Below are 24,618 nucleotides of genomic sequence, written 5' to 3'. Positions count from 1 at the left end.
TTCATCGCTGCACCATGGTTTTTGCTGCGGCCAGAATGGTCGCCGGGTCCAGGTCACCGGGTACCCGGACACCGCGTTCTACTGCCTCGCGGCTGCGAATCTGATCCAGCCAGCGCTGCAGATGGGGCAGGTCGGTGATATCGATACCGGACCAGGCGTGGGTGCGGGCCCAGCACCAGTTGGCGATGTCGGCAATCGAGTAATCGCCTGCCAGGTATTCATGCGTTTCGAGGCGGTCGTTCAACACGGTGAGCAGCCGTTTTGATTCGTTCTGGTAGCGATCAATGGCGGTCTGGATCTTTTCCGGCATGTAGCGAAAGAAGACGTTGGCCTGGCCCATCATCGGACCGACGCCGCCCATCTGGAACATCAGCCACTGCATGACGGTGGATCGGCCTTTCACGTCGGTGGGCAGCAGTTGGCCGGTTTTCTCGGCCAGATAGACCATGATGGCGCCGGATTCGAATACCGGAAAGTTGCCTTCATCCCGGTCCACGATGGCGGGGATGCGGCCGTTGGGATTGATGGCGAGGAAGTCCGGTTTTTTCTGGGCGCCGCTCATCAGATCCAGGGCGATGACCTCATAGGGCAGGGCCATTTCCTCGAGGGTCACGGACGCTTTCCAGCCATTGGGGGTGGCAGCGGTGTAAAGATCAATCATCGTGGGCTCCGGCAGATTCAGTGCACAGTGAGTATGCGCGAGGCAGGGGGTATCGCCAACCCGTGCGGCGTTGGTCTGGTCATGTGCGGTGATCGGTGTGTCTGCGACAATAGGGAAAACAGGCCGCGCGCCGGATCAGCAGAGGGGCCGGGCGCAAGGATGGAAGGAGACAGGGTTTGCCTGAATTGGTCTGGCACAGATCGGCAGCACCGGTGGCCACGCTGGTGTTCGCGCACGGCGCCGGTGCGCCGATGGACAGTGATGTGATGCAGCGTCTGACGGCGCTGTTTGTTGCCCGGCGTATCACGGTGGTGTGCTTCGAGTTTCCCTATATGCAGCGGCGCAGGGAGGATGGCCGTCGGCGGCCGCCGGATCGTCCTGATGTGTTGCTGGAATGCTTTGCCGAGGTGCTGGCCGAGGTGAGATCCGCGCTGCGAGAGGCAGGGGATGGGGCTGCGCATCGCCCCGTGCTGATCGGCGGCAAATCCATGGGCGGGCGCATGGCGACCCTGCTGGCGGCGGACCCGGCCCGGGGGGCGGCACCGGATGGCGTGGTGTGCGTGGGGTATCCGTTTCACCCGCCAGGGAAGCCCGAGCGTCTGCGGCTGGATCACTGGCCGGCATTGCAGGTGCCGGTCCTGATTTGCCAGGGAGAGCGGGATACATTTGGTACGCGCGAGGAGGTGGCCGGGTACGCGTTGGGCGCGCAAACGCAGATGTGCTGGCTGGTAGACGGTAACCACGATCTGAAGCCGAGGAAGGTCAGTGGCCTGACCCACGATGACAATCTGGCGCAGGCTGCGGAGGCGCTGGCGAGTTGGCTAGGTTCCCTAGCAGGTTGCGGCAAAGAGCGCGGCGCGGTCAGGCTGAAAATGTAAGCCAGGGCTTACATGAATATGGGGGAAAAGCTGACGTAAACAGGTGCTATCCTCCTACCGTCTTCACCTCTTTTCAACTTGCCTGCAGGCCATGAAAATGACCGTTGCCAGGCCGGTTTGCCGGAATGCCGCTGTGGCGCACCGCCGACCACAGCAAGGACCACAGCAAGGATCGCAACATGGAACACTGCCGTTACCACAGTCGCCAGGGGGCCTCCTGGCATTGTCCGGGTTGCCAGACCCATTTCTGCAATACCTGTATCCCGGGTGGTGAGGAGAACTTCCGTGCCGGTCAGCCACGCTGTCCGTTGTGCAGCACCTCGCTGGCCTACCTGGGGGAGGGGCGGAAACCCGAACCGTTCTGGCGCATGGGGCCGCGTTTCTTTGCCTATGGGCTGCATCCCCGGGTATTGCTGTTTGGTCTGCTGGCTGGCTGGGCGGGTGCCTGGCAGGGTGGGCTGGCCAGCGGTGTGCTGTCCTTGTTCCTGTACGGTCTGTTGCTGTGCTATGGCCTGTTGATTGTCTCGGCGGTCGCCGCTGGCGACTGGGAGCCGCCTTCCATGGCCGAGGCAATGGATCACGGCAATCTGTTCGTGCGTCAGATAGCCGTGCTGGTGCTGATGTTCGTGGTGCCGCTGTTTGTACTCACCCAGGTGCTATGGCTCGGGCTCGGGTTGCTGGTGCTGACCACGGTGGCCTTGCCCGCCAGTGTCATGCTGTTGGCGCTGAGCCGGTCGGTCACTGTGGCGCTCAATCCGCTGCTCTGGCTGAAGCTGATGTTTACCATTGGCTGGCCTTACCTGCTGCTGTGGCTGGCGCTGCTTACCGTCAATTCTGCACCGCAAGTGGTCGGCAGCCTGTTTGCGGGCGCGCTGGGGAATGCCGTGGTCCAGGTGCTGCTGGGTGCGTTGGCGGTGTACGCCAGCGTGGTGGCCTACGCCATGATGGGCTATGTGCTGCATGAGCGGGGTGACCGGCTGGGCTTGTCCGCCACGCAAGCGCGGGGAAAAAGTCTGGCGCCGGACGAATACGAGCGGCGTGAAGCGCTGGGGTTGAGTCATATCTATGCCCGCGAGGGGCGCCTGGATGACGCCCGGCAACGGCTTGAAGCGGTGCTCAACCAGCAGCCGAATGATCGGGGCTTGCATGATCAGTTACACCGGGTGCTGCGCTTGCTGAAAAAAGACAAGGCACTGGCCCTGCACACCGAACGTTACTGTCGTTTGCTGGTTGCCCAGGGCTATGGTGGCTCTGCCGCGGGTGTGGTGCGGGCGACCCGGCAAGAGCTCAAGGGATTCCGGCCCGAGGACCCGGCGCTGTGCCATCAGTTGGCCGAGCAGCTTGCCGAGCAGGGCCATTGGCGGGATGCGGCACAGCTGCTGGTCAATATGCACCAGCGCGCACCAGATTATCGGGGGCTGGGCGATGCGTATGTCCTGTTGGCCCGGGTCTATCTGGAAGGCGATGATCGGCTGCCTCAGGCGCAGCAGTTAATGCAGTTTGTGGCGACACGCTTTCCCGACAGCCACGCCAGCGAAGCGGGTCGGCAGGTGCAGGATCTGCTCGCACGTACGGTGAATATTCAGGCCTTGTCTGCCGGTGACGCGTCTGCCGGTGACGTGCCGGACGACACCTCTCCGGCAAGCTGCTGAAGGAGCCGCTCCAGACGGGGATGCTGCCAGTTGTCCTGGTCGCGCAGGGTCGTGGCCAGTGCGCGACTCTGGCGCCAGTCTCGACGGCGCAGGCACAGCTCCGCCAGCATCAGCCGGTAAGGGGGTGGCAATGTCACGTCATCGCCACCCAGCTCATGAAAATGCCGCCAGAGCTGCGACAACTGGGCGTCAGAAATCTGTCGCGCATGGCGCGCCTTGAGGCTGGCAGCGAAGCTGTGCTGCAGCCGGGCATGGTCCAGTTGCGCTGCGGTATCCATCTCGAAAAATCGCAATGGCATGTGGTCGGGGGTGCGCGTCAGATGTTGCTGCGCCAACGCCAGTGCCTGGCCAAACTCCAGTGACTCCGCCAGTCTCAGCACCCCCGCGGGTAACGCGTCATCCGGAAGCGCGGCAGCCGCTGGCTCATCACCGGGCCGGATGATGTTCGGTTGCAGGGTCTGCCACAGCATTGCCAGCCCGAGGCCGGTGACCAGGCCGCCAGCATGGGCCATATAAGCGACATTGCTGACGGAGGTGAAGTGCTGGACCAGTTCCCAGCCGAACCAGAGGGGAAAGACCATCAACGCTGAGGCGCGGAAGCTGCCGAAGACGAAGCCGAGCGTATAGAAGAACTCCACCCTCCGGTGACGATAAGTGGCAACATAGATGCCCATTAATCCGGCGATGGCACCGGAAGCGCCGACCAGCGGAATCATGCTGTTGGGAAAAAACAGGATAAATGCCGCGCCGGCCCCCAGACCACTGGTCAGGTACAGCCCGAGCAGTCGCGTGGCGCCCCAACGGCGCTCCAGCGGAAAGCCGAAAAGCAGTAAAAAGGCCATATTGCCGACCAGGTGCAGGACGCCGCCGTGCATGAACTGGCTGCTGAACAGGGTGGTCAGTGTGGGCTCCGCAGGGGTCAGTCCCCATCTGAGCCAGCTGATCTGCCCCCGCTGGCGCGCCATGGCGCTGCGCGCTTCTTGCCAGGCAGCCGGTGGCGCTTCCGTCGCCCAGTGCGCGTGTACCGCTGCATCAAATTCCCGGTCCATCCAGCCGCGATAGAGCATCACCTGCTCCCGGTACCGCGCATCCAGCGTCACCATGGCGGCGTCATCGGTATAGCGCAGCCATAGCGGCCATTCGTAGTCAGTGAGCAGCTCGGTGTCGACGGTGTTGGTGAGACGCTCCAGCACACGCTGGTCATGACTGCTGCTCCAGGCAAACAGCAGTGTATTGGCTGCAATCAGCAGCAGGCACAGCCAGGGCGGCCGGCGCCAGTCGATGCGGTCTTCAACAGGTATCAGAAACATGGCAGGCCATGACAGTACGTTATTATTGTGGTGATTTTTTTCGGATCAGCACGGCAGTGCGCAGCCGATTGCGACCAAAGCGCGCCATGCGGTCGAAGTCTGCACGGGCAATCGGCAGATACTGGCAGTCCATATCCGTCTGTATGCCATCTTCCGGGTCTGGATCGTGCAGGTAAAGAAAATCCTCATCGAACGCGGACAGCACCACCCAGTGCGGGGTACGTTTGCCATCCATCTGCCAGGTGGAAATCATGATCAGCGGAATGGCGCCTTCCTTCAATGCCTTCGTCAGAACCTGCTGGGTGATTTCGCGGTGGTGCACGGTGATGCCTTCCTGTTTGGCCTTGCGCACAAAATCCTTGTGCACCAACTCGATAATCAGTTTTTTCTCTTCGTTGCGCACACTGTCAACAAACAGCGGCCCCGGTTGGCTGATCCAGACTTCCGCGTCATAGTCGCGCGCCACGGCCGCCAGTGCGAGGCCGAGCGGATGGCAGCCACCATGGCCGGCGGTCATGAAGATGGTGGTGGCTTCGCGCCAGATTTGCAGCTCTTCGCGCTGGCGCAGTTTCAGCGCCGGGTCCAGCGCCCGCATGGCCATCATCAGCGAGGCCGGGCCGCAGGTGAAATCCGTGGTCTGCCGATACCAGGGCACGGGCCGCTGCCACAGGGTGGCATCGAAATGGCGGATGCGTTTCTGATAACGCAAGGCGTCCTGGTGGTCTTCGTAGTAATCCCGGTACTCACCAAAACGCAGATAGCCCATGCTCTCGTACAGCGCGATGGCGGTGGTGTTGTCCTTGCGCACTTCCAGGCGCAGGGAAATGCGCTGGGCATCCAGCGCGGCGCGCTCTGCCGCTTCCACCAGGCGCCGCCCCAGGCCCGCGCCACGGCAGGTATCGCTGACCGCGATGGAATAGAGCCGCGCCATGGAGGTGCCCCGGTGCAGTATCACCAGCACGTAGCCGACCAGTGCTGGCAGGGTTGCGTCGGCGCTCTCTTTCTCAGCGCTTTCTTTTTCGGCGCTCTCTTTCTCAGTACCCTCTCTTTCCGCAATTATGAGCGCTGCATGCTCGCTTGCGAGCCAGCGGCGCAGGCTGCGGCGGCTCAGGCGATCGGATGCGAAGGTGCGTTTTTCCAGCGCTTCCAGTGCATCCAGATCTTCGCTGCGCCCGCGGCGTAATTGTATGGCCTGGGTGTGGCGCAAGGTGGGGCTCATGATGTCAGCCCTGCCAGTGCAAGGCCGACGACTTGTCGGGCGCGGAACAACACCAGTTCACGCCACTGCGGCGCGTCGGGACAGAAGTGATGGCGCATGGCCTGTTTGACCGCGCGGGTTGCCGGGCTGTGCCAGTCCGGCATGCCATGCTGATGCAACCGGTGATCGGCCAGGATCACCTCGAACAGGGTGTCCGTGGCGAAGCTGCCGAATTCCAGCGTCACGAAGCAGCTTTGCGCGTCCATGATGGCGTGCCAGGCGTAATCCAGAAGCCCGGCCTTCGGCACGGAAGAGGAGGTACCGGTTGCCGGCAGGGTGACGGCGTCGCCGTACCAGCGCCGCGCCGTCGCGGTGCCCGCGCTGTCCGGCGCATGGTCGCAGATCACCTCGCCATAGCCGTAGGGGCCCAGGCCGGTGTGCAGATCAATGACTGCCAGCTGGCGAGTCGCCAGGCGATGCTCCTGGATCAATGCCTGGATCAGATGGTTGGCTGCTGCCGGCGCCTGGCCGCCGTAAAACGGGCCCAGCGGGTCCGTGTACTGGCCGCCGCTGATGGCGATTTCCAGCGCGGTACGGCCGTGCTGCCGCTCGAAGGTGTGCAGCTGTTGCTGGCGTACTTCCCGCGATGTGCCGAGTAGCGCATCACGCAAGACGTTGTAACCCGGGTTCTCCGGCAACGGATGACGGAAATCGACAAAATTGCGGTTCAGGTCAATGCCTTGCTGATCACAGCGGCGCAGCCAGGCCGTGCCCCAGGGATTGAGCAGATGCACCATCAGGCAGGCGCAGTCAGGCGGCAGTGTCAGGCTGCCATCGGCCATCTGTTGCAGCAGATACTGCTGTATTGCCGAGCCTGCCAATCCTTCCACACCATGGGTGCCGGACATCAGCACCAGCACCCGCGACGCATCCTCCGGCCCTGACCACACGCTGTGACTTTCCAGTGTCTCGCCGTCTGGCCCACGCTCTGCGCCTGCATGGGCGCGCAAGACGCCCTGGCCGGCAGCCAGCGCCAGAAAGCGCTGTCTCGCTTCAGCATAGCTCGCAGGAAAGGAGAAAACGGAAGGGTGCCAAGCTGACATGACGTTAACCGCAATGTGATGGTCGAAGGCGATATACCGACGTTGCCGCCGATACTGATACGGGCCAGTGTACCAGCAGTCTCCGATGTATTGCGCTGCCAACAGGGCGGCGTTCGCGCCCGGCAGTCAGTCCGGTGTTTCGGTGGTCACCGTCACCATCTCACCGTTGTGATCCACAACATACAGGCTGCCGTCGCTGACGTTCACCTGCCAGGTGAAGTTGCGCGGCAGGTTGCGTGCCAGCATGTCCACCGACTCCCAGGGCAGCACAACGATCTGCGCCCGGCTCATCTTGCGGATGTCCTTCTCGTTGCGCTTCCACCATTGCGCCCATTGCCGCCCGTAAGGCAGCACGGTGACGCGCGCGGCCTTCAGGCAGGCCTTGCGCACCCGGTCGGCGTCCGGCTCGCCCACGTCGACCCAGTGGGCGATATTGTCGTGCAGGTCCTTCGCCAGCAGGTCCGCCTCATCGCGGGTGGAAATGCCGCTGCCGAATGTCAGCGGCGGGTCCGGGAACAGGCACCAGGCCAGCACCCGCGCGACCATGCGCTCCGGCGTTTCCGACGGATGCAACGCCAGCGTCAGCCGTTCGTGACCGAAGTGATTACGGTCAGTGTCTGCAATATCCAGGCTGGCGTGAAAAATGGTCGAGCTCAGTGCCATGAGGGTTCCTGATGGTGGTTGTCTGTCAGATCACTTGCGGGGCGGTTTTTCGGTGACCCACAGGTGGATGGTGCCTTCCACAACCACGGTACCGTCGACACGCCGGGCGGTCACGGTCACCGGGACTTCCGGGCCCTGTTCCCAGGCACCCGGCGCGACCTCGGCAGTGACCGTGATGTCGCTGTCCGCCTTGGCGGTATAACGTACATCCATGCCCTTGGGGATCCAGCGCAGGTGTGCCGGAATGGAGGCTTCCGCCACCACGCCCATGGCGAATTCCAGCCCGTTGCAAATGGCAATGACGTGCACGGTGCCGATATGGTTTTCCACCGCACGTCGCTTTTTCAGTGTCGCTTCGCAGTAGTCCTGTCGCAGCGTGACGATGCGCGGGCGCACCGTGCCGAAGTAGGGCGCTTTGCGACAGATGGCCATGGCGAACAGCGTTTTGCCGACGGGGAGGGCCTCCATTTTCTGGTACATCGCCAGAACCTTGTTGGGTGCTTGACTCATTGGTACGTCCTCACTGCCTGATTTGATCGGCTATTGTCCACGTCCGTCAGGCCAGAAGGAAGCGACATCTGCTAGACTTCTGCGCTTTCCGTGCGATCAAGGTGCACCATGTCAGACGTTCTTTTTCACTGCGACGGCCCCGATTATCTGCCTACGCCCGCCACCGGCAGCCCCTGGCACCCGAATATGTTGCACGGTGGTGCCGTAGCGGGATTGTTCGGGCATGTGCTTGAGGAAAATATCGCGGATTATGCTGATTTCCGCCTCGGTCGGTTGACCATGGACCTGCTGCGCCCGGTGCCCCGGCAGCGCCTGCGGGTGGAAACGCAACTGCGGCGAGACGGCGGTCGCCTCAAGGTATTGCAGCTGGACATGTACCAGGGCACGACATTGGTGGCATCGGCTTCAGCCGTGCTGCAGCGCGCCCATCAGATCGCCTTGCCGGCGCACGTACCGCGTCCGCAGGCGCCGCCGCCTGGGCCGGAAGGTCTGGCACAGACAGATATCCAGGCCATGCTGGACGCCAAGGGGCTGAAGATTCCCCGCGGGCTGCATTCCCGGGTGGCGGTCCGTGCGGTGACCCCCTGGAACGAATCCGGCCAGGGCACCAGTTGGTTGCATCTGCCGGTCACCATTGTCGAGGGGCAACCGTTGAGCGCGATGGTCCGTGCCGCAATGCTCAGCGATCTGGGTAACGGGGTGGCCCAGCTCAACCTGGGCAATGCTACCGGCACCATCAATGCGGACATCAACCTGTCTCTGTATCGCTATCCGGTGTCCGAGTGGCTGGCGATCCGGGCGGAGACCCAGTTGCAGGACAATGGCCTGGGCCTGGTGCACGGGGAGCTGTTCGATACGCAGGGGGCTTTCGGCCACGTCACCCAGGTCGTGCAGACCTACGGCGAATACGCAGGATGACGGCTGACGTACTTTACCGGCACACGGATTTTCTGGCTCTCAACAAGCCAGCAGGCGCGAGCATGCACAGTGAAGATGGCCCTGGCTGGGTGGTCGCGGTCAGTCGTGCCCTGGGTGAATCGCTGTTACCCGTACACCGTCTGGACCGGGCAACATCCGGACTGGTATTGCTGGCCCGACACCGTGACGCGGCAGCAGCACTGGGCGAGCTGTTTGCCGGGCGCCGCATCGACAAGACCTATCTGGGTATCAGCGCACGACGCCCGGTAAAAAAAATGGGGCTGGTGGCCGGTGACATGGTGCGCAGCCGTGACGGCAACTGGCGCCTGACGCGGGACCAGCAGCATCCGGCGCTGACCAGTTTCATCTCCGCTGCCGCTGGCGACGGCCGCCGCGCTTTCTGGCTGAAACCCTGGACCGGGCGAACCCATCAATTGCGCGTGGCAATGAAGGCCATGGGCGCGCCGCTGCTGGGTGATGAGCGCTACGGCGGCGCCCCCGCGGCACGTCTGGCGCTGCATGCCTGGACGCTCTCCTTTCTCTGGCAGGGCGAGATGATGCATTGCCTGGCACCACTGCCGAGCGACGACGCTTTTGTGCATCCGGTATTCCAGGATCAGGCGCGTGAGTGGCTTGCCCTGCAGCAGTCCGATGCGACACCTCACCCTGCAGCTCACTGGACAAGACCCGCCGATGCGCTGCTGGCGCGGGTCGGCATGGAGGACGATACGTGGCAGTAGTCTGGCGTGCCGGCCGTGACGGGGTGGAATACGAAGTACGCCGTCACGGCCGTACATTACGTCTGTATGCCAACGGTGTGCAGCATTCGGAATTTCACCCGCAGCGTCTGGTGACGGGCAGTGTGTGGGACTTGTTGTGGTTGCCCGCGCTGCTGACCACGCCGGATACCTTGCGTCGGGTGCTGGTGCTCGGTCTGGGCGGTGGCAGTCTGATTCCGCCGCTGCGCAAGCTGGTAGACCCGGATCTGATGGTGGCGGTGGAGCTGGACCCTTTGCATCTCGAAGTCGCGGAGACGCACTTTGGTGTCAAGGCATTTGGTGTCGAAACCTTTTGTGCGGACGCGGTGAAATGGGCGGCGGCCTACGAGGGGCCGAAGTTCGATCTGGTCATCGAGGATCTGTTTGCACCGGCGAACAAGCAGGTGACGCGTGCTGTGGCGGCGGACAAGCGCTGGTTGAAGCAACTGGATCAGTTGGTCAGCCCGACGGGCATGCTGGTCATGAATTTTGGTGAGTGGCGTGAGTTCAGTCGCAGTGAGGCGGCGAAAAAGCCGCGGGGGTGGGCCAATGGTTATCGATTGGCGACGCCGGATTGCCACAATGCGGTAATCGTGTGGACGCGGCAGAGTACCAGCAGTAATGCGTTGCGGCGGCGGGTGCAGTCGGAGCCTGAGCTGGCGGATGCGCTGAGTCTGGAAGAGTTGCGGTATACGATTCGCAAGTTGTTTTGACTGGTTGTTTTTTTCCATTCTGTTTTGGTTTGGTGGTTGTGGCCCTCGGGGGGCGGTAAAGGTTTTCAGGACACGCCGTAAACCCATCCCTGGGGGCTTGGTTTCGGCATCCTGCCTCAAACAGTCCTGAAAACCTTTCCCGCCCCCCGAGGGCCGTCACGCGCAGCTCGGTTAACAAGCCGGAAGCCAACTGACGGTTTTGTTCCTCTAGAAAGTTGATAAAACCACCATACTTCGAATTTCCTGCCAGCGTTGAGCCGGGGTATGCCGTGGAGGGACCTCTTTGGCCAGGGATGGCCAAAGCGCGAGCGACCAGGGATGGCTTGAGCGGTCCCGGAAGGGCATACCCCGGCTCAACGCGTACTCGATGGAGGGTGACCAACTCTGCTGAAGGGACGGCAGCCTGTTTTCCAACAGGCGCCAAATCCATCACGTTTGCAAAGGCTGCTACGGAGCCGCGATGAATCCGGGAACGGCTTCAGTTTTCACCACGCAGGGCGGCCAGGTGATAGCCGGGGTTTCTCTCGTGGGGTTCGATCAGTGCGATCTTGCCCGGGTCCTGGCCATCCAGTGTTTGCAGTAACACACGGTAGGCGAGGACGGCCTGGACATAGTCGCGGGTTTCGCTGAAGGGAATGGATTCGATCCAGACATCGAACGGCAGCGTCTGGTCGCTCAGCCAGTCATCCACTCTGTGGCGTCCGGCGTTGTAGGCGGCCAGTGCCAGCAGGCGGTTGCCCTGATAGCGCGACAGCAGGTCTGCAAGGTAGGTGCTGCCGAAGCGGATGCTGAGTTCGGGAACATAGAGGCCGTCGATATCGGGCGCCGGTTCTTCCAGCCAACCGGCAATATTTTCGGCGGTGCCGGGCATGATCTGCATCAGCCCACGTGCGCCAACCGGGGATACGGCGTGGCTGTGGAAAGCACTCTCGCGACGGGCGAGCGCCATCAGCAGATAGGGGTCCATGTCTTTTTCTTTTGCTACGGCAACAAAGGCGTTCTTGTAGGCATGCGGGAAGCGCCAGTTGAGGACATTGTGTGCGCCGGCGTGTATGGCGGCGTCGACCACCAGCGGGTACCACTGTTGTTCAAGGCCATAGTTGGCCAGGGCGTGGGCGTTGGCATTGTTGCCCCGGCGCAGGAGCAGGAGCCATTCGTCGCGGGCCAGTGCAGGTTCATCAATCGCCAGCAGCAAAGCGATGCGGGCCAGGGCGTCTTCGTTGCCCGGGGCCGGGGTTGCCGGGGCCGGTGCATGGTGCAGTGCATAGGGTTGGCCGATGCGGTCGGCGGCGGCAAAGCCCCAGAAGTTGCGACGCCCGGCGGCTTTTTGCCAGGAGAATACGGCCAGTTCCGGTTCGCCGGTCGCCTCGTAGGCGCGCCCGAGCCAGTATTGCCAGCGGGCGTTTTCCTGGGCGTCGGCGGGGAGCCGGGCAATCCAGGCAATGACGTGGTGCCAGCGTTGTTCAATGATGGCGCGGCGGGCGCGTTGCTCGAGCATGGCTTCGCTGCCGTGGGCCAGCAGCCAGCGGTCCAGCCAGGCGCGATTTTCCGGCAGGTCGCGGATGGTGGAATAGAAGGCAATGCGCCGTTCGGCGGCGCTGCGACCGGACTCTGTCAGGGCCGGGTCATGTTCGATCAGGGTGTTGAGGGTGCGCAGCGCCTGGGGGGTGTCGCTTTGCGCCATGCGGTACAGGCCGGCGTCCAGCAGTTGAGAGCGTTGCCGGCGTGGCAGATCGCTCGGGAGGCTCAGAATCAACTCGGGGCGGTTGAAGACCTGCCGCAGCAACAAGCCGGTGGCTTGCATCTCGTCGCTGAGCTGGTCGCCGAGATAACGCATCAAGGCCGGATCACCGCGGCGGAATACCAGCAGCATGCGTTCCCAGACCAGATCATCGTTGAGCACGCCCGCGTCCCGGGCCAGATCGAAAAGGGGGTCGCAGGCACCGGGGCGTGAGCCGCCGTGGCGCCAGATGGCGGGCACTTCTGCCAGGGCTTTTTCCGGTTTGCTGTCGTGGATGGCGCGCCAGTAGTAACACACCAGATCGTCGGAGACCGGCGGTGTGGTGCGGAACTGACGCAGCTTGCGCCAGTCTTCGGCCTGACCATAAGCGCGGATAGCGATGCGCTCCATGCCAGCAGCCAGCGGCAGATCAGCATAGCGTTCGCGATAACGGTTGACCTCGGCCGGGGAGATGCCGGGCAGGGCTCGGCGGACCCGGTGATAGTCAAGGTAGCCCTGCAGGGGGTGATCACTGCCCAGTGCCTCTTCCAGAGCTTTCAGCGTCTCGAAGTCACCGTCTCGGGCTGCTGCCAGCGCGGCTTTGGCAAGCGCCGGGTCGGTGTCCGGGGCTGCCGGGGTCATGGCGGAGCCGGGCTGCATCAGCAGGCTGGCCGCCAGCACGAGACTGATCAGCACGGGCGTGGTACGGAAGGAGGGCAAGGCAACTGACAAACGCATGATGACGTGATCCGGTGTCGGCACACAAGGGATGCAACATCGCATCCCGGATCACAGCAGTGTAGAGAAAGTTAGTGAATACAAACAGTAGGCCTTTTGTAAAATCCGGGGCAGGGCTTGACGAGGCTCTCTGACTGCTAAGCCCGCAGGCTGGCACGCCAGACCTTGAAGCGCCGGTTCTCCCGCGCCACGGCAACCTGGGTAAAATGCTCCCGCAGCCAGTCACCGTAAGGCAGCCCCTGGTTGGCGACCAGCAGCAGCTGTCCGCCTGGCAGCAGGTGCCGGGGGGCTTCGCTGATCAGCCGGCGGCTGATGTCGGTGGTGTGGGTCAGGCCGTCGTGGAAGGGCGGGTTGGTGCACAAGGTGCGGAAGCGGCCCGGCACGGCCTGATACAGATCACTGTGGTGCACTTCTGCGTGCAGGCCATTCTCCGCCAGGGTCAATCGGGTGGCGGCCACGGCGGTGGCGCTGACATCCACGGCCGTGACGCTCAGCCCCTGCGCCGCCAGGCTTGCCGTCAGCACGCCAGCGCCGCAACCGATGTCGAGTACTGGCCCGGCGGGCGGCTTCTCTTTGAGTTCTTCAAGGAGCAGGTCAGTGCCGTCATCAAGGCGCCCGTGACTGAACACCCCCGGCAAACTGCACAGCGTCAGCCCGCCCAGCGACCAACGCCGGACAAAGTCCGACTGCGGTGCCGGATCAGCGGGCACCAGTTGGCCGCGATACAGCTTGCAGTGGCGCGCACTGTCCACGGCTTCCGGTTCCGCGCCGGCATGGCGGGCGAACTGCTTCAGCGCGCCGCGAATGCCACCTTTACCGGGGCCCACCAGCCAGCATTCCATCGGCGCCGACAGGTTACCGGCCAGCGTGGCCAGCAGCATGTCCAGACGTTCGCGTGCCTTGGGCAGAATGACGATGAGCAGGTCGGTGTCCGCAGGAATCTCCGGCACAGGCGCGGTCTGATCCAGTGGCAGGTTGGCCAGATCACCGTGCAGATGCAGGTGGGCAGCGGGCAGATCACGCAGGGCACCATCATTGGCATCAATGATCAGCGCACGCCGACCGGCCAGCAGGGCAGCCTGGCGTTGCAGCAGGCGGGTTGTGTTTTCCATGGTGCTCCAGAGGCCCCGGTGAAAGTTGTTTCAATGTGATGTCAGAGCAAGGCCTCAGCGCGCATCCAGTCAATGCACTCCCTGAGCATGGTCTCCAGCGGCACTTTATTGTTGAAGCCCAGCTCCTGTTCGGCACGGGCGCTGCTGGCGACAACACGGTTGGTCACCAGGGCCACCTTTTCCGGGGTCAGCCGCGGCTCATTACCGGTGAACAGCGACCCGATAGGGTAGAGCTGGCCTGCCAGCCGCAGGACCAGCGCCGGGACTGTGCGACGAGGCGCTTTGCGGCCGAGAATATCGCAGATGATGCGCACCATATCCAGAAAACTGGCATCAATGCCCGACAGAATATAGTTGGCGCCCTGGCGGCCTTTCTCCCAGGCGCTGATATGCGCCCGGGCAACCTCACTCACATGGCAGAAACTGCCGCTGCCCGGCGGCACGCCCGGCAGCTTGCCGGCGTCGATCAGGCTGATCAGCTGTGACCAGTTATGGGTGTCGCCAGCGCCGATGATGCCGCAGGGATTGAGAATAACCGCATCCAGTCCCTGCTCTGTACCGCGCCGCACTTCCTCTTCTGCGAGATACTTGGTGCGGTTATAGCCGATCCAGTCCCTGGCGGCGGTGGAAGGCGTGTCCTCGGTGATCGGCGCGCTCTGGATACCATAGGCGGAAATAGATGACGTATGCACCATCCGGTGGGCGCCCCGCTGAATGGCCGCAGCAACCACGGCACGGGTGCCCAGCACATTGTCGCGATACTGGTTGGCGTCCTGGCGACGCCAGAGAGAGGTGTTGCCGGCAATGTGAAACACCGCATCAGGGGATTCCGGCATCACTTCACAAACCTGTGACACCTCGTGCAGCTGGGCGGCAACGGGTTTGGCTCCCAGGGCTTCGAGCCGTTCCCGATTGCCCCGTGGACGGTGCAGCGCGGTCACCTGCCAGCCCTGTTCGATCAGCTGGGTGATCACATGGCCGCCAAGAAAGCCGGCGCCGCCAGTTACAAATGCCTGTTTGCTCATTGAAACATCCCCTGATGCTGCGCACGGTATCTGGTACTGCGTCCCGGATGTTTGCCTCCGGTTGAAAGGTCTCCCGCCCGGGTGGAAAGCGTGCCGTATCGGGCGCCGCGAATCAAATGCCTCTGGTGGCACGCTTTGTTTGCCCTCGGGGCTGGACCCTCGTGGGTGCGGGGAGAATAATGGGCGCCCGTATGCGCTGGTGGAGGACTGTGACGTGATTCAGAAAGGCAAGGTGGTGAGTTTCCATTATCAGTTGTCGGGTGCCGATGGTGTGTTGATAGAACAGTCCACCCCGGATGCCCCCAATCTCTACCTGCACGGTGCCGGCAATATCATCCGGGGTGTAGAGCAGGCGCTGGAAGGCAAGGCGGAGGGCGACCACGTCGAGGTCGAGGTGGCGCCGGAGGATGGTTACGGGCACCGGGACGAGTCACAGAAGCAGCGGATCTCCGCAAAGTATTTCAAGCATCTGGGCAAGAAGCTGCGCCCTGGCATGAGCGTACCCGTGCAGACCGATGACGGGCAGCGCTGGGTCACCATATTGAAGGTCGGCCTGAAAACCGTCGATGTGGATGCCAACCATCCGCTGGCCGGGCAGGTGCTGCGATTCGTGATTGATATCGCTTCTGTACGTGATGCGACGGAAGAGGAGATCGCCCACGGCCACGCTCATGGGCCTGGCGGTCATCAGCACTGAGGGAGAGCAGAGGCAGCTTAAATTAGCAGCGGCTATTCCAAAGCGGTGGCCGCTCTGGTACAAAGCTCCTCTGCCAGCGGTACTTGTGTTTGCGGGTGTAGTTCAATGGTAGAACGGCAGCTTCCCAAGCTGCATACGAGGGTTCGATTCCCTTCACCCGCTCCATTCTCCGGCTTGTTGAGCCAGTCTGTGCTCAGTCCCCGTGTTTCTCGTCGAAAGACATCAATTGCAGCGTGCGCTCCAGCCCCAGTGTGACGAGCAGTTTGTGTACTGCTTCGCGACGTACCGGTTTGCTGAGGAAATGATCCATGCCTGCCTCGCGCATCTGCTCGCGCTGGGCTTCCATGACATGTGCGGTAAGCGCGACGATGGGCACCGGCGTGAGACCGGCGGCCTGTTCCTGTTCGCGGATGGCGCGTGTGGCTTCAAAGCCGTCCATGACCGGCATCTGACAGTCCATCAGTACCAGATCAAAAGCGCCGCCTGCGGCGCGGTATGCTGCGACGGCCTCTTCGCCGTTCTGACAGATGACGGGCTGGATGCGCAGGGTGCTGAGGATGGCTGTGATGACGTCACGATTGACCTCGTTGTCCTCGGCAATCAACACACACAGATGATCGAAGCGGCTGTGCTCTCGCACCTGGTGCGCTGGCTGAGCACCGTGCTGAGCATCCGGGCCGTTGCGCTTCAGCAATGCCTCCAGTTGGCTTGCGGTGACCGGACGTGTCAGCACCATGAAATCGTCGATACCCGTGTCGAGCGATGCCAGCACGCGGACTCGCTCCCGTACGCGTTCGAGCCGTCTCCGCTGATCCGTGTCACACCGTGCCAACAGGCGTTGGTCAATCAGCAGGTAACGGTAGCGGTCGGTCATGTTCAGGTGTGACAGGTCTCTGGCCACGGAGACGCTGACGCCGTGGAAGCCCAGCATATTCTGCAGTGCCTGCTGGGCGGCGCCCGGGTCGCTGAGGATAAGTATCTGGCCCGGGTCATCGGCGGGCGGACCCACAAGTGCATACTCGCTGTTTTGCTGCGAGGCCGGGATCGGCAGGGTCACAGTGAAACATGAGCCGGTGCCGGGCTGGCTGCGCAGACTGATCTGCCCGCCCATGGCCTGGGTCAGGCGCTGGCACAGGGCAAGCCCGAGTCCACTGCCGCCAAAATGTCGGGAGGTGCTGTCATCGGCCTGCACGAAGGCGTCGAAGATATCGGTGAGATGACGGGCTTCAATGCCAATGCCGGTGTCTTCCACCTCAAACCGTAACAGGCCGGCATCGAGATCTTCCTGGACTCTGACGATGACGTGGCCGGAGCGCGTGAATTTCAGTGCGTTATTGATCAGATTCAACAGGACCTGACGAATGCGCAGCGGATCGCCGTCAATATGACGGGCTGCCTTGAGGCGTACATCCAGCACCAGATCCAGATTCTGCTGCCGGGCGATGCCGGCGAAGGCGGTGACGGCATCCTCCACCAGCACTTGCAGATCGACCCTGATGCACTCCAGTGTCAACTGGCCGGCTTCGATACGCGAATAATCCAGAATGTCATTGAGGATCGCCAGCAGGTTGTCGCTGGAATGCTGCATGAGCTGCAGGTAGTGTTTCTGACGCTCGTCCAGACGGGTATTTTCCAGCAGATCGAGAATACCGATGATGCCGTTCATCGGCGTGCGGATTTCATGGCTCATGGTGGCCAGAAACTGGCTTTTTGCAAGGCTGGCGCTTTCGGCGCGGATGGCATTTTCCTGTGCGGCAAGCCGTTGCCGCTGTTCCTGATGCAGCGCGGCTTCCGCCTGCTCCCGGAGGCGGACATCATCATGCAGGCTGGTACGCATCTGGTTGATGGCATCGGTGATGTCCTGCAATTCATCGGGCTCTTGCCGTGCTCTGTCCAGCGAGAGCGGCGTCTGCAGGTTTTGCAGGCTCAGCCCGCGGGCATATTCGGCAATGCGATTCAGGTGCCGGGTGAGCACGAAGCGGATCAAGGCAATGATCACCAGTGCAATCAGCAGTGTCTTGAACGTCTGGAAGAGAGCGATAAAGAAGGCATGCCCCGCGATGCGCTGATAGAGGGCGGCATGATCCATACGCAACATCAGCTCACCGATTTGCTCGACGGTGCCATCATTACGGTGATATTCCAGCGGGAAAAGACGTATGTTGCTGGTGGACATGTCGTCGGGCCAGTCGGCGAGGGCGGCGCCGGCCGTGTCCAGATGCATATGGCGTACCTCGCCGCGCCAGTCCTGCCAGCGAATCGCGGCAGCACTGATGTCGGGCAGGCGTAGCAGCGCTTCGAGCTGCGTGCTCAGTTGCTGCTCATCGAAATGCCAGAGGGCCAGCGTCAGGCTGGGCAGGGCGGTCAATTCGGCCTGTTCGAGATTCCGTTCCATCTGCGAAAGGCCACTGCTGTATTCGCGACTGAGCAACAACAGAATCGCGACCAGCATGATGACAGAGCTGATCAGCACGATGGCGCCCATCAGCCGGAAGGCCAGCGGGTTATTCTGGCGATACTCGCGCCATCTGTGCGCCATCGTAGTTACGCTCCCTGTGAATGACGGATATTGCGCTCGCTGCATCCGGCAGAGAGCGAAGGACCTGCTTTATGGTAAAAGCCAGTCCTTGCAGGAGGCAATGCGTGGGCAGCACGACCCGCTGAACGGTCGGTCAGGATGCCTGGGGGTTGGGTGCCACCAGCCGCAGACGGCGCAGTTTCTCCGCCTCCATGCGATCCAGGCGCGCCAGGCATTCACGGAAGGTGCGGCTGATGTGGGTGGTATTGCGCACCAGGTCCATCTTCGGCCAAGTGGTTCTTTCGCCCAGGCTGATGTAGTTGCGCACGTCACTGACGGACGGGTTGGCGAGCATGCGCAGCAGATTCAGGGGCTGGCGGGGCGGAATCAGATTGATGTCACCAATATATTTCTGTTGTACCACAGAGCGTGCCTTGTCCAGCATCAGGCCGAGGTCATTGGATTCGACCCGGTTCTGCACCAGCTGGATGCCATACCGCAGATTCATTGACACATTGCGCACCGCCCAGTCTGTGAGGGTGGGCAATATGCCGCGGCTGTTTTCCGAGCGGGAAATGAAGGGCACCACATGCGGATTGGTCTGGCTGACGATGGAGTGGTTCACGCCGTACAGGCGTGCCAGTCGGCGGATCGGTAAATCATCCTTGATGGAACCATCAACAAACTTGCGCCCGGGAATATAGGGTACGCGCTCGCCTTCCAGATTCTTGGCCCAGAGATTGACCGGCGGGTAGATACCGGGAATCGCACAGGAGGCCAGCGCCGCCTTGCGAATCAGGACGTTCGGCGAGGTGCGCCAGTTCAACAGTCGTGCGAACTGGTGGCGGTCGTAGGGGCTCACGGTGATATTGATCTCGCGCCCGGTCTTGCGATAGGCCTCTTCGAAGGTCATGTCCGGAATGTTTTCTTCCAGGCAGGCTTCCAGATGATCACCGTCCAGTACCGGTGTGCCGCGCAGTAAACCGCCCCAGCCGATATACCGGAAGGCCTCAAGGTAGATGTTTTCCGGTTCAAGTCGGTTTTGCAGTTCACTGTCGTCATGGGTGCCGACGACACTGGCGATGATTGAACCCGCACTTGAGCCGGAGATCACCGAGGGCAGCAACCCTTCTTCCCACAGACTCTTGCAGACGCCGATGTGAAACAGCCCCAGGGCAGCGCCCCCCGACAACATGAGGCCGCTCTGGCCGAAGGCATTGCCGGTGGTTTCGAAGAAATCCAGTTTTTCCTTGAACGGAAACTCATCGAAGTCGTTGTCACAAAGATAGTTCAGTGCCGTGCTGACTTCGTTGAGATAGTCCTCGATCAGACGTTTGGTGCCGATGCGGGTGTACTGATAAAGCCGGGGGTTGGAGATATTCCCCAGATTGCCGTGCAACCCCTCATGAAGGTGGAAGACGAGCTTGTTGACGTCGTGCCGCTCGCGTGCCTGGCGAATCTGCGCCAGACGATTGCGAATCAGCTCGTAGTCATAGTGCTGGGAGCGGTCGATATTCTTCCATTCTTCCGCACCGGAGAGTCGGTCATGTTCCTGGCTGGCCTCATGCCATTCCTGATAGGTGGCGGCATGTTCAATGGCGCGCTCCAGTTGCCGCAGCGCTCTTCTCATTATGGATCTCCTGCAAAGCAGCTGTGCTTTGGTGTGCGTGGGCCCTGCGAGGGCCGAGCATAGACAGCGGCTGATGATTCAGTGCGAATTGTCGATGAATGGCTCGAGTATAGCGATGGCAGAGTGCCATCGCGGCGCTATTGTCGAACAATTAATGCTGTTGTTGCGCCGGGGCAACATAGAACAGGCAGTCGCTGGCGGCGATATCCGCGCGGGCCGTGGCCATGAACAGATGCAGTGGCTGGCGGGGTGTCAGGGTGCCGGCACGGGCCTCGAACAGCTCCGTGAGCACCGGCCGCCCCCGATGATCGCGGGCCACCAGATGGCCGAGCCCGTCACGCCCCAGGGACGCCAGAGCAACGCCCGGGAGCGCGAGGCCGAAGTTGTGCTGCTGGATGTCTGTGCGCAGCATGACGTCGGCAACCTCTGACGGGTCAAAGCTCAGCGAGGCCCCCGGTGCGAGTTCGACGCGCACGGGGTTGCGAAAGACGGTCAGAGTGTCCGTCGCCGGTTGCGCCGCAAACAATGCCGGGCTGTCTGCGAAGCGGGAGATCACCGTGGCCGCCATGGCATCCGCCCGGGGATCGCCGCTGCCGCCGCATTCGATGGTCAGCGTCGGGAACAGATGTTCGGCGGCCTCCATCAAGGCGCCCAGTCGCAAATCGGTGACGATCAGGTGATCACAAAAGCGTGCCGCAAAAGCGCGGTGCCGGGCGTCGTCGATGGCGGCTACAGCGAAGGGCGGGCTGGCGCCGGATGTATTGTGCAGATCGAGCACGGCTTCTGGCCCCAACGCAACCAGCGCGCTGAGAATCGCCTGGGCCAGCTGCCCGGGGCCATCCTGCCAGGGCGCGCGGAAGCAGCGGTTGAGGTCGCGCTCATTGGGTAGTTGGCGATGGTTGTAGCGCGGCGGCAACCGCGCTGCCGCCACGTTGGCAATGATCAGCACCAGATCGGTGGCAGGCGGCGGGGCGGCGGCCGCGCCGGATAACCATCCGTGGATGGCGCGCAGGCCGGAGGGTTCGTTGCCATGCAGCAAGGTGACCAGCGCACGCACCCGGGTGCGGTCAACGCCGGGATAGCGCAGCATCACCGGGCCGGGCAGGCCGGCCAGCCAGGCTTCTGCGGTAGCGGGCAGAGGCTGCCCCGCAGACAGCGTCAACGAGAGGTCATGCAGGCGACTGTCGTCTGCCGTCATCATGACGCGCCCGCCCTGGGCCAGGTGTGCACGGGCTTGCCGTCGGCCTGGTGCCGGGCATAGCGCTCTAGCAGCATGCTGGCGGCCTGATGGTCGCCACCCAATGCATGGAAGCCGGCCCGCAGCCACCGGCTGCCGGTCTGCCCGCTTTCCAGCCGTGCGCGAATCAGATCGCAGTGGTGCCGGGCCTCGCTGGCGTCGACGCCGAGGGCTGTCAGGCCCTCCTGCGCAGCCGGTAGCAGCTCGGTGATGATGTCATTCAGGCGCCGGTCGAACAGTTCGATCTGTGTGCGGCAGGGCCAGATGATGCGCGCATCCAGGCCCTGCCGGGCAGCTTCGACAAAATTGTATTCGGCGTGGCGAAACGGCAAGGCGGTGATCAACTCACGGATACGGGGCCGCAAGCTGTTGGCGGCGCCGATCAGAAAGGCGCTGGTGGCGGCCATATCGGCCCCGCTGGGGCCGGCCGGCAGGGCGCGCATTTCGATGCGCAGATGGCCGCCATCGGCGGGATCGAACACCGGGCGATTCCACAACCAGACGGTGCCCATATGCAGGCGCAATTCATGCAGTGCATTGTCCGGCAGGTCGGTACGGCACTCCGGCAGTATCGGTGGATATAACGCCACGGCGCTGGCGAACAGCTCCCAGGCGCTGTCCCGCAGCCAGCCCTCACCGAAGGCGACGCGGGCCGGCGGGCGCCAGCGCGGGTGGCGACTGCCCCGGCTGTCGATGGATTGCCGGAACAGGGCAATGCGGGTTTCTTCCCACAGATTCTGCCCGAACAGCAGCGGGCTGTTGCCCGCCATGCCCAGCGCCAGCGGCGTTACCAATTGAATGGCGTTGTACCAGTCGGCGAAATCGCGGGCAGCGACGCGCAGGTGTAACTGCCAGGAGGTATTGGCGCCCTCCAGGGACACGTCATCGCTGCAGAAATCCACTCGGCCCTGGCCGTCGGTGCCCTCGATCTGGATCTGGAACGGTTCACCACGTATGGCGCGCAGCCCCTGCGCGAGGGCGTGGTAGCGCGGCTCATCGGTCATGCAGTCGTCGAAGTCAGTGCGTTGCAGGGTGGGCAGGATGCCCACTGCCAGTACCCGTCCCGGCACAGGGGCCAGACGGCTGGCAGCGTCGTTCAGGTGTGTCAGCCGGGTGTTCACCGCATCGGCACAGGCGCTGAACGGCGTACCGGCCAGCGGCAGCGGGTCCAGGTTGTATTCCAGGTTGAAGCGATTGAGTTCGAGTTGCAGGTGCGGGTCGTCCAGTTGCGCGAGGAGCGCACGGTTTTCGCCCAGCGGACGAAAATCCCGATCAGTCAGATACAGTTCCAGTTCAGCGCCCAGGCGCAGCGCGGCGGGATTGTCTGCGTCCTGATCCAGGGCGCCACTTTTCAGCTTGCCGGCCAGCAATGCCAACTGCGTGCGAACGCGATGCGCGAAGGCAACGTACTGTTCGTCATCGTAATCGCTGTGCCGTCCACTGCCGCTGATAGTGCTGCCCATAGTGCTGCCCCATAGCGCTGCCTTGAATAGTAATGCCCTGAACAGCACTGTTATGAACAGTGCTGCTCTGTTCAGTGGCCGCCGGGCAGGCCCGGCGGCGTCGGCTGTCAGTGCATTTCGAAACGCACCTGTATCTGTTTGCGCAGCGTGATTTCACCGGGGCTGTAGGCGCTGCCACTTTCTGCAGCATCCCGTGCCATCGCCATCATCGGCTGATGACCGCCACCGCCACCCTGTTCCTGTATCACAATAGCATCGCCCAGCGTGCGGCCGGCGGCCCGGGCCAGAATATCGGCCTTGTTGCGGGCGTCCTGCATGGCAGCCTCAAAGGCCTGGTTTTCCAGTGCGGTGGCCTCGGCCAGTTCGGCACCGACCTGCTGCAGCTGTTTGAAGCCCAGGCGGGTCATGCCTTCCAGCAGCTCGGCGTAGGCTTCAACCCCGTCCACGGCCATGTCGATATCCCGCGATACCTGATGCCCGATGATCTTGCGCTCGGGCTGCCATTGCCACTCGGGGCTGATGTTGATGCCGGTGGCCCGCACCAGGCGCTCTTCCAGGCCCAGCTCGTTGGCCAGGCTGATGGCGGCGCGAATCTCCGCATCCACTTCCTGTTTCATGGCATTGATATCATCGCCGGTGCGGCTGGATACCGCCCGTACCCGGAAGCGATCCGGTGTGGCCTTTATTTCGCCGATACCGGACACGTCCACGGTATTGCGGTCAGCGGGTTGTCCACCGCAGGCGGCCAGCAGGGTCATCAGGCCTATCAGTAGCAGAGAGGGCAGGAGCAGGGGAGTGGCAAGCCGTTTTGGCGCCATAGTCGTTTCCTCATTCATGTGTTTGACAACATAGTGTTCCGCAGCATGTTGCCGCAGGCGCATTGCCGTTTATGATGGACGCCCTCAACAGGAGTAGCTATGTCCGGCATCGACCCATCCAGCAACGATCAATCCTCTGTGGATCACGCTATCAGACAGGCGCTGGCCCAGGTAGTGCCCGATGCATTGGGTTGCGACCTGATATCGGCCGGCGTGGTGCACGCCCTGACGGTGACAGAAGACAGTGCGAACCTGACGCTGCGCTTTGGTTACCCGATGGACAGCTTGCGGCCGCTGTATCAACGCATGGTCGAACAGGCAGTGTCACCGGTGCTGGCCGGGCGTCGTCTCGCGCTGACCCTGGATTGGCAGGTCAGTGCCCACCGTACCCAGAACCAGATGGCGGCCTTGCCGGGTGTGCGCAATGTGATCGCCGTGGCGTCCGGCAAGGGCGGTGTGGGCAAATCCACCACCGCCGTGAATCTGGCCCTGGCGCTGGCCGCTGAAGGCGCCGCCGTGGGCATGCTCGACGCCGATGTGTTCGGCCCCAGCCTGCCGCTGATGCTGGGGTTGCCGGAGGGCACCCGCCCGGAGACGCGCGAACAGAAGTATTTTTTGCCCCCCAAAGCCCATGGCATCGAAGTCATGTCCATGGGCTTTCTGGTGGATGACAGCACCCCGGTGGTGTGGCGCGGCCCCAAGGCCAGCGGTGCCTTGCAGCAGCTGGCCACGCAGACCCGCTGGAGCAATCTGGACTACCTGATTGTTGATTTGCCGCCGGGCACTGGCGATATCCAGCTGACGCTGGCGCAGCGTATCCCGGTGGCGGGCGCGGTGGTGGTTACCACGCCGCAGAAGGTTGCGCTGCTGGATGCACGCAAGGGGATCGAGATGTTCCGCAAGGTGGGCATCAGTGTGCTGGGGATCGTCGAGAATATGGCGGTGCATGTGTGCAGTGAATGCGGCCATGAAGAGCATGTGTTCGGTGAAGGCGGCGGTGCTCGCCTGGCGGAGCAGTACCAGACGCGGTTGCTCGGCAGCCTGCCGCTGGCCGCCGCCATTCAGCAGCAGGCAGACGGTGGCATGCCGACGGTAGTGGCGAGCCCGGACAGCCCGGCGGCGCAACTCTATATCAGCGCGGCGCGGCGGCTGGTGGGACGTCTGTCACTGCAGGGCAAGGGCCAGCAGTCCATCGTGCGCATGGCGATGGATGGGCCGACGCACTGACGCACTGACAGCGCACTGACTGAAGGAACCGGACGCCTGCCCGGGCGGGGTGCACATTGTCCGCTGGCT

Annotated in this window: 21 protein-coding genes and 1 tRNA gene; 8 read left to right on the top strand and 14 right to left on the bottom strand. The window is 62.7% G+C overall.

Going from position 1 to position 24,618, the window contains the following annotated elements:
- Position 1: 1 nt before the first annotated feature.
- Positions 2–661 carry a glutathione S-transferase family protein gene (locus K8B33_RS04445; protein WP_223423768.1) on the bottom strand — a complete coding sequence of 220 codons (660 nt, stop codon included), beginning with the start codon at positions 659–661 and terminating at the stop codon, positions 2–4.
- Positions 662–837: 176 nt separating this feature from the next.
- On the opposite strand from K8B33_RS04445, the gene K8B33_RS04440 reads away from it, so the two are divergent.
- Positions 838–1,539, top strand: coding sequence for an alpha/beta fold hydrolase (locus tag K8B33_RS04440; protein WP_223423766.1), 702 nt, complete (start codon positions 838–840; stop codon positions 1,537–1,539).
- 125 nt (positions 1,540–1,664) lie between these two features.
- On the top strand, positions 1,665–3,191 hold the full coding sequence (locus K8B33_RS04435) for a tetratricopeptide repeat protein (protein WP_223423764.1): 1,527 nt from the start codon (positions 1,665–1,667) through the stop codon (positions 3,189–3,191).
- Here K8B33_RS04435 and K8B33_RS04430 read toward each other — a convergent pair.
- From K8B33_RS04430 to K8B33_RS04410, 5 genes are all read right to left on the bottom strand, one after another.
- Positions 3,122–4,501 carry a rhomboid family intramembrane serine protease gene (locus tag K8B33_RS04430; protein ID WP_223423762.1) on the bottom strand — a complete coding sequence of 460 codons (1,380 nt, stop codon included), beginning with the start codon at positions 4,499–4,501 and terminating at the stop codon, positions 3,122–3,124. The genes K8B33_RS04435 and K8B33_RS04430 overlap by 70 nt on opposite strands.
- 22 nt (positions 4,502–4,523) lie before the next feature.
- On the bottom strand, positions 4,524–5,720 hold the full coding sequence (locus K8B33_RS04425; protein WP_223423760.1) for a GNAT family N-acetyltransferase/peptidase C39 family protein: 1,197 nt from the start codon (positions 5,718–5,720) through the stop codon (positions 4,524–4,526).
- Positions 5,717–6,802 (bottom strand): DUF2817 domain-containing protein, encoded by a 1,086-nt coding sequence (locus K8B33_RS04420; RefSeq protein ID WP_223423757.1) that lies wholly within the window; start codon positions 6,800–6,802, stop codon positions 5,717–5,719. Before K8B33_RS04420 ends, K8B33_RS04425 begins: the two co-directional genes overlap by 4 nt.
- A 126-nt stretch (positions 6,803–6,928) precedes the next feature.
- Positions 6,929–7,465 carry a YaeQ family protein gene (locus K8B33_RS04415; RefSeq protein WP_223423755.1) on the bottom strand — a complete coding sequence of 179 codons (537 nt, stop codon included), beginning with the start codon at positions 7,463–7,465 and terminating at the stop codon, positions 6,929–6,931.
- Between the two features lie 30 nt (positions 7,466–7,495).
- Positions 7,496–7,975, bottom strand: coding sequence for a hotdog fold domain-containing protein (locus K8B33_RS04410; RefSeq protein WP_223423753.1), 480 nt, complete (start codon positions 7,973–7,975; stop codon positions 7,496–7,498).
- A 108-nt stretch (positions 7,976–8,083) separates the two neighbouring features.
- On the opposite strand from K8B33_RS04410, the gene K8B33_RS04405 reads away from it, so the two are divergent.
- From K8B33_RS04405 to K8B33_RS04395, 3 genes are read left to right on the top strand one after another with little or no spacing between them, the layout of a single operon-like run.
- Positions 8,084–8,893 carry a thioesterase family protein gene (locus tag K8B33_RS04405; RefSeq protein ID WP_223423751.1) on the top strand — a complete coding sequence of 270 codons (810 nt, stop codon included), beginning with the start codon at positions 8,084–8,086 and terminating at the stop codon, positions 8,891–8,893.
- Complete coding sequence (locus K8B33_RS04400; protein WP_223423749.1) at positions 8,890–9,633, top strand: pseudouridine synthase; 744 nt, start codon at positions 8,890–8,892, stop codon at positions 9,631–9,633. Before K8B33_RS04405 ends, K8B33_RS04400 begins: the two co-directional genes overlap by 4 nt.
- The gene (locus tag K8B33_RS04395) at positions 9,624–10,364 is read left to right on the top strand and encodes a spermine/spermidine synthase domain-containing protein (protein WP_223423746.1); all 741 of its coding nucleotides are present in this window, start codon (positions 9,624–9,626) and stop codon (positions 10,362–10,364) included. Before K8B33_RS04400 ends, K8B33_RS04395 begins: the two co-directional genes overlap by 10 nt.
- A gap of 478 nt (positions 10,365–10,842) precedes the next feature.
- On the opposite strand, the gene K8B33_RS04390 is transcribed toward K8B33_RS04395, so the two are convergent.
- The 3 genes from K8B33_RS04390 to K8B33_RS04380 form a co-directional block, all read right to left on the bottom strand.
- Positions 10,843–12,822, bottom strand: a complete 1,980-nt coding sequence (locus K8B33_RS04390) for a transglycosylase SLT domain-containing protein (RefSeq protein WP_223423744.1) — start codon at positions 12,820–12,822, stop codon at positions 10,843–10,845.
- A 137-nt stretch (positions 12,823–12,959) separates the two neighbouring features.
- Complete coding sequence (locus K8B33_RS04385; protein ID WP_223423741.1) at positions 12,960–13,934, bottom strand: class I SAM-dependent methyltransferase; 975 nt, start codon at positions 13,932–13,934, stop codon at positions 12,960–12,962.
- 41 nt (positions 13,935–13,975) lie between these two features.
- A complete protein-coding gene (locus tag K8B33_RS04380; protein ID WP_223423739.1) occupies positions 13,976–14,959 on the bottom strand; it encodes an NAD-dependent epimerase/dehydratase family protein in 984 nt (327 codons plus the stop codon).
- A 214-nt stretch (positions 14,960–15,173) separates the two neighbouring features.
- Between K8B33_RS04380 and K8B33_RS04375 the strand changes: the two genes are divergently transcribed.
- On the top strand, positions 15,174–15,656 hold the full coding sequence (locus K8B33_RS04375) for an FKBP-type peptidyl-prolyl cis-trans isomerase (protein WP_223423736.1): 483 nt from the start codon (positions 15,174–15,176) through the stop codon (positions 15,654–15,656).
- A gap of 91 nt (positions 15,657–15,747) precedes the next feature.
- A tRNA-Gly gene (locus K8B33_RS04370) sits at positions 15,748–15,821 on the top strand.
- A gap of 28 nt (positions 15,822–15,849) precedes the next feature.
- Here K8B33_RS04370 and K8B33_RS04365 read toward each other — a convergent pair.
- From K8B33_RS04365 to K8B33_RS04345, 5 genes are all read right to left on the bottom strand, one after another.
- Positions 15,850–18,195 carry a hybrid sensor histidine kinase/response regulator gene (locus K8B33_RS04365; RefSeq protein WP_223423734.1) on the bottom strand — a complete coding sequence of 782 codons (2,346 nt, stop codon included), beginning with the start codon at positions 18,193–18,195 and terminating at the stop codon, positions 15,850–15,852.
- Positions 18,196–18,328: 133 nt separating this feature from the next.
- Positions 18,329–19,804, bottom strand: a complete 1,476-nt coding sequence (locus K8B33_RS04360) for a DUF3336 domain-containing protein (RefSeq protein WP_223423731.1) — start codon at positions 19,802–19,804, stop codon at positions 18,329–18,331.
- A 151-nt stretch (positions 19,805–19,955) separates the two neighbouring features.
- The gene (locus K8B33_RS04355) at positions 19,956–21,005 is read right to left on the bottom strand and encodes a M14 family metallopeptidase (RefSeq protein ID WP_223423729.1); all 1,050 of its coding nucleotides are present in this window, start codon (positions 21,003–21,005) and stop codon (positions 19,956–19,958) included.
- Positions 21,002–22,504 (bottom strand): hypothetical protein, encoded by a 1,503-nt coding sequence (locus K8B33_RS04350; RefSeq protein ID WP_223423726.1) that lies wholly within the window; start codon positions 22,502–22,504, stop codon positions 21,002–21,004. Before K8B33_RS04350 ends, K8B33_RS04355 begins: the two co-directional genes overlap by 4 nt.
- Positions 22,505–22,611: 107 nt before the next feature.
- On the bottom strand, positions 22,612–23,322 hold the full coding sequence (locus K8B33_RS04345) for an SIMPL domain-containing protein (RefSeq protein ID WP_223423724.1): 711 nt from the start codon (positions 23,320–23,322) through the stop codon (positions 22,612–22,614).
- 99 nt (positions 23,323–23,421) lie between these two features.
- Here K8B33_RS04345 and apbC point away from each other — a divergent pair, with 99 nt between their 5' ends.
- Complete coding sequence (gene apbC / locus K8B33_RS04340) at positions 23,422–24,549, top strand: iron-sulfur cluster carrier protein ApbC (RefSeq protein WP_223423722.1); 1,128 nt, start codon at positions 23,422–23,424, stop codon at positions 24,547–24,549.
- Positions 24,550–24,618: the final 69 nt, after the last annotated feature.

Origin of the sequence: Alcanivorax limicola, assembly GCF_019931215.1 — a bacterium.
Classification (GTDB): Bacteria; Pseudomonadota; Gammaproteobacteria; order Pseudomonadales; family Alcanivoracaceae; genus Isoalcanivorax; species Isoalcanivorax limicola.
The sequence above is the reverse complement of the archived record's forward strand: the minus strand, read 5'-3'. Positions and strand labels throughout refer to the sequence as shown.

Excerpts from the sequence above, each read along its gene's own strand:
- K8B33_RS04420 (WP_223423757.1), bottom strand. The coding sequence starts at position 6,802 with ATGTCAGCTTGGCACCCTTCCGTTTTCTCCTTTCCTGCGAGCTATGCT.
- K8B33_RS04380 (WP_223423739.1), bottom strand. The coding sequence starts at position 14,959 with ATGAGCAAACAGGCATTTGTAACTGGCGGCGCCGGCTTTCTTGGCGGC.
- K8B33_RS04390 (WP_223423744.1), bottom strand. The coding sequence starts at position 12,822 with ATGCGTTTGTCAGTTGCCTTGCCCTCCTTCCGTACCACGCCCGTGCTG.
- K8B33_RS04365 (WP_223423734.1), bottom strand. The coding sequence starts at position 18,195 with ATGGCGCACAGATGGCGCGAGTATCGCCAGAATAACCCGCTGGCCTTC.
- K8B33_RS04345 (WP_223423724.1), bottom strand. The coding sequence starts at position 23,322 with ATGGCGCCAAAACGGCTTGCCACTCCCCTGCTCCTGCCCTCTCTGCTA.
- K8B33_RS04400 (WP_223423749.1), top strand. The coding sequence starts at position 8,890 with ATGACGGCTGACGTACTTTACCGGCACACGGATTTTCTGGCTCTCAAC.
- K8B33_RS04405 (WP_223423751.1), top strand. The coding sequence starts at position 8,084 with ATGTCAGACGTTCTTTTTCACTGCGACGGCCCCGATTATCTGCCTACG.
- K8B33_RS04410 (WP_223423753.1), bottom strand. The coding sequence starts at position 7,975 with ATGAGTCAAGCACCCAACAAGGTTCTGGCGATGTACCAGAAAATGGAG.
- K8B33_RS04425 (WP_223423760.1), bottom strand. The coding sequence starts at position 5,720 with ATGAGCCCCACCTTGCGCCACACCCAGGCCATACAATTACGCCGCGGG.
- K8B33_RS04350 (WP_223423726.1), bottom strand. The coding sequence starts at position 22,504 with ATGGGCAGCACTATCAGCGGCAGTGGACGGCACAGCGATTACGATGAC.
- K8B33_RS04385 (WP_223423741.1), bottom strand. The coding sequence starts at position 13,934 with ATGGAAAACACAACCCGCCTGCTGCAACGCCAGGCTGCCCTGCTGGCC.
- K8B33_RS04360 (WP_223423731.1), bottom strand. The coding sequence starts at position 19,804 with ATGAGAAGAGCGCTGCGGCAACTGGAGCGCGCCATTGAACATGCCGCC.
- K8B33_RS04430 (WP_223423762.1), bottom strand. The coding sequence starts at position 4,501 with ATGTTTCTGATACCTGTTGAAGACCGCATCGACTGGCGCCGGCCGCCC.
- K8B33_RS04415 (WP_223423755.1), bottom strand. The coding sequence starts at position 7,465 with ATGGCACTGAGCTCGACCATTTTTCACGCCAGCCTGGATATTGCAGAC.
- apbC (WP_223423722.1), top strand. The coding sequence starts at position 23,422 with ATGTCCGGCATCGACCCATCCAGCAACGATCAATCCTCTGTGGATCAC.
- K8B33_RS04445 (WP_223423768.1), bottom strand. The coding sequence starts at position 661 with ATGATTGATCTTTACACCGCTGCCACCCCCAATGGCTGGAAAGCGTCC.
- K8B33_RS04355 (WP_223423729.1), bottom strand. The coding sequence starts at position 21,005 with ATGATGACGGCAGACGACAGTCGCCTGCATGACCTCTCGTTGACGCTG.
- K8B33_RS04435 (WP_223423764.1), top strand. The coding sequence starts at position 1,665 with ATGCCGCTGTGGCGCACCGCCGACCACAGCAAGGACCACAGCAAGGAT.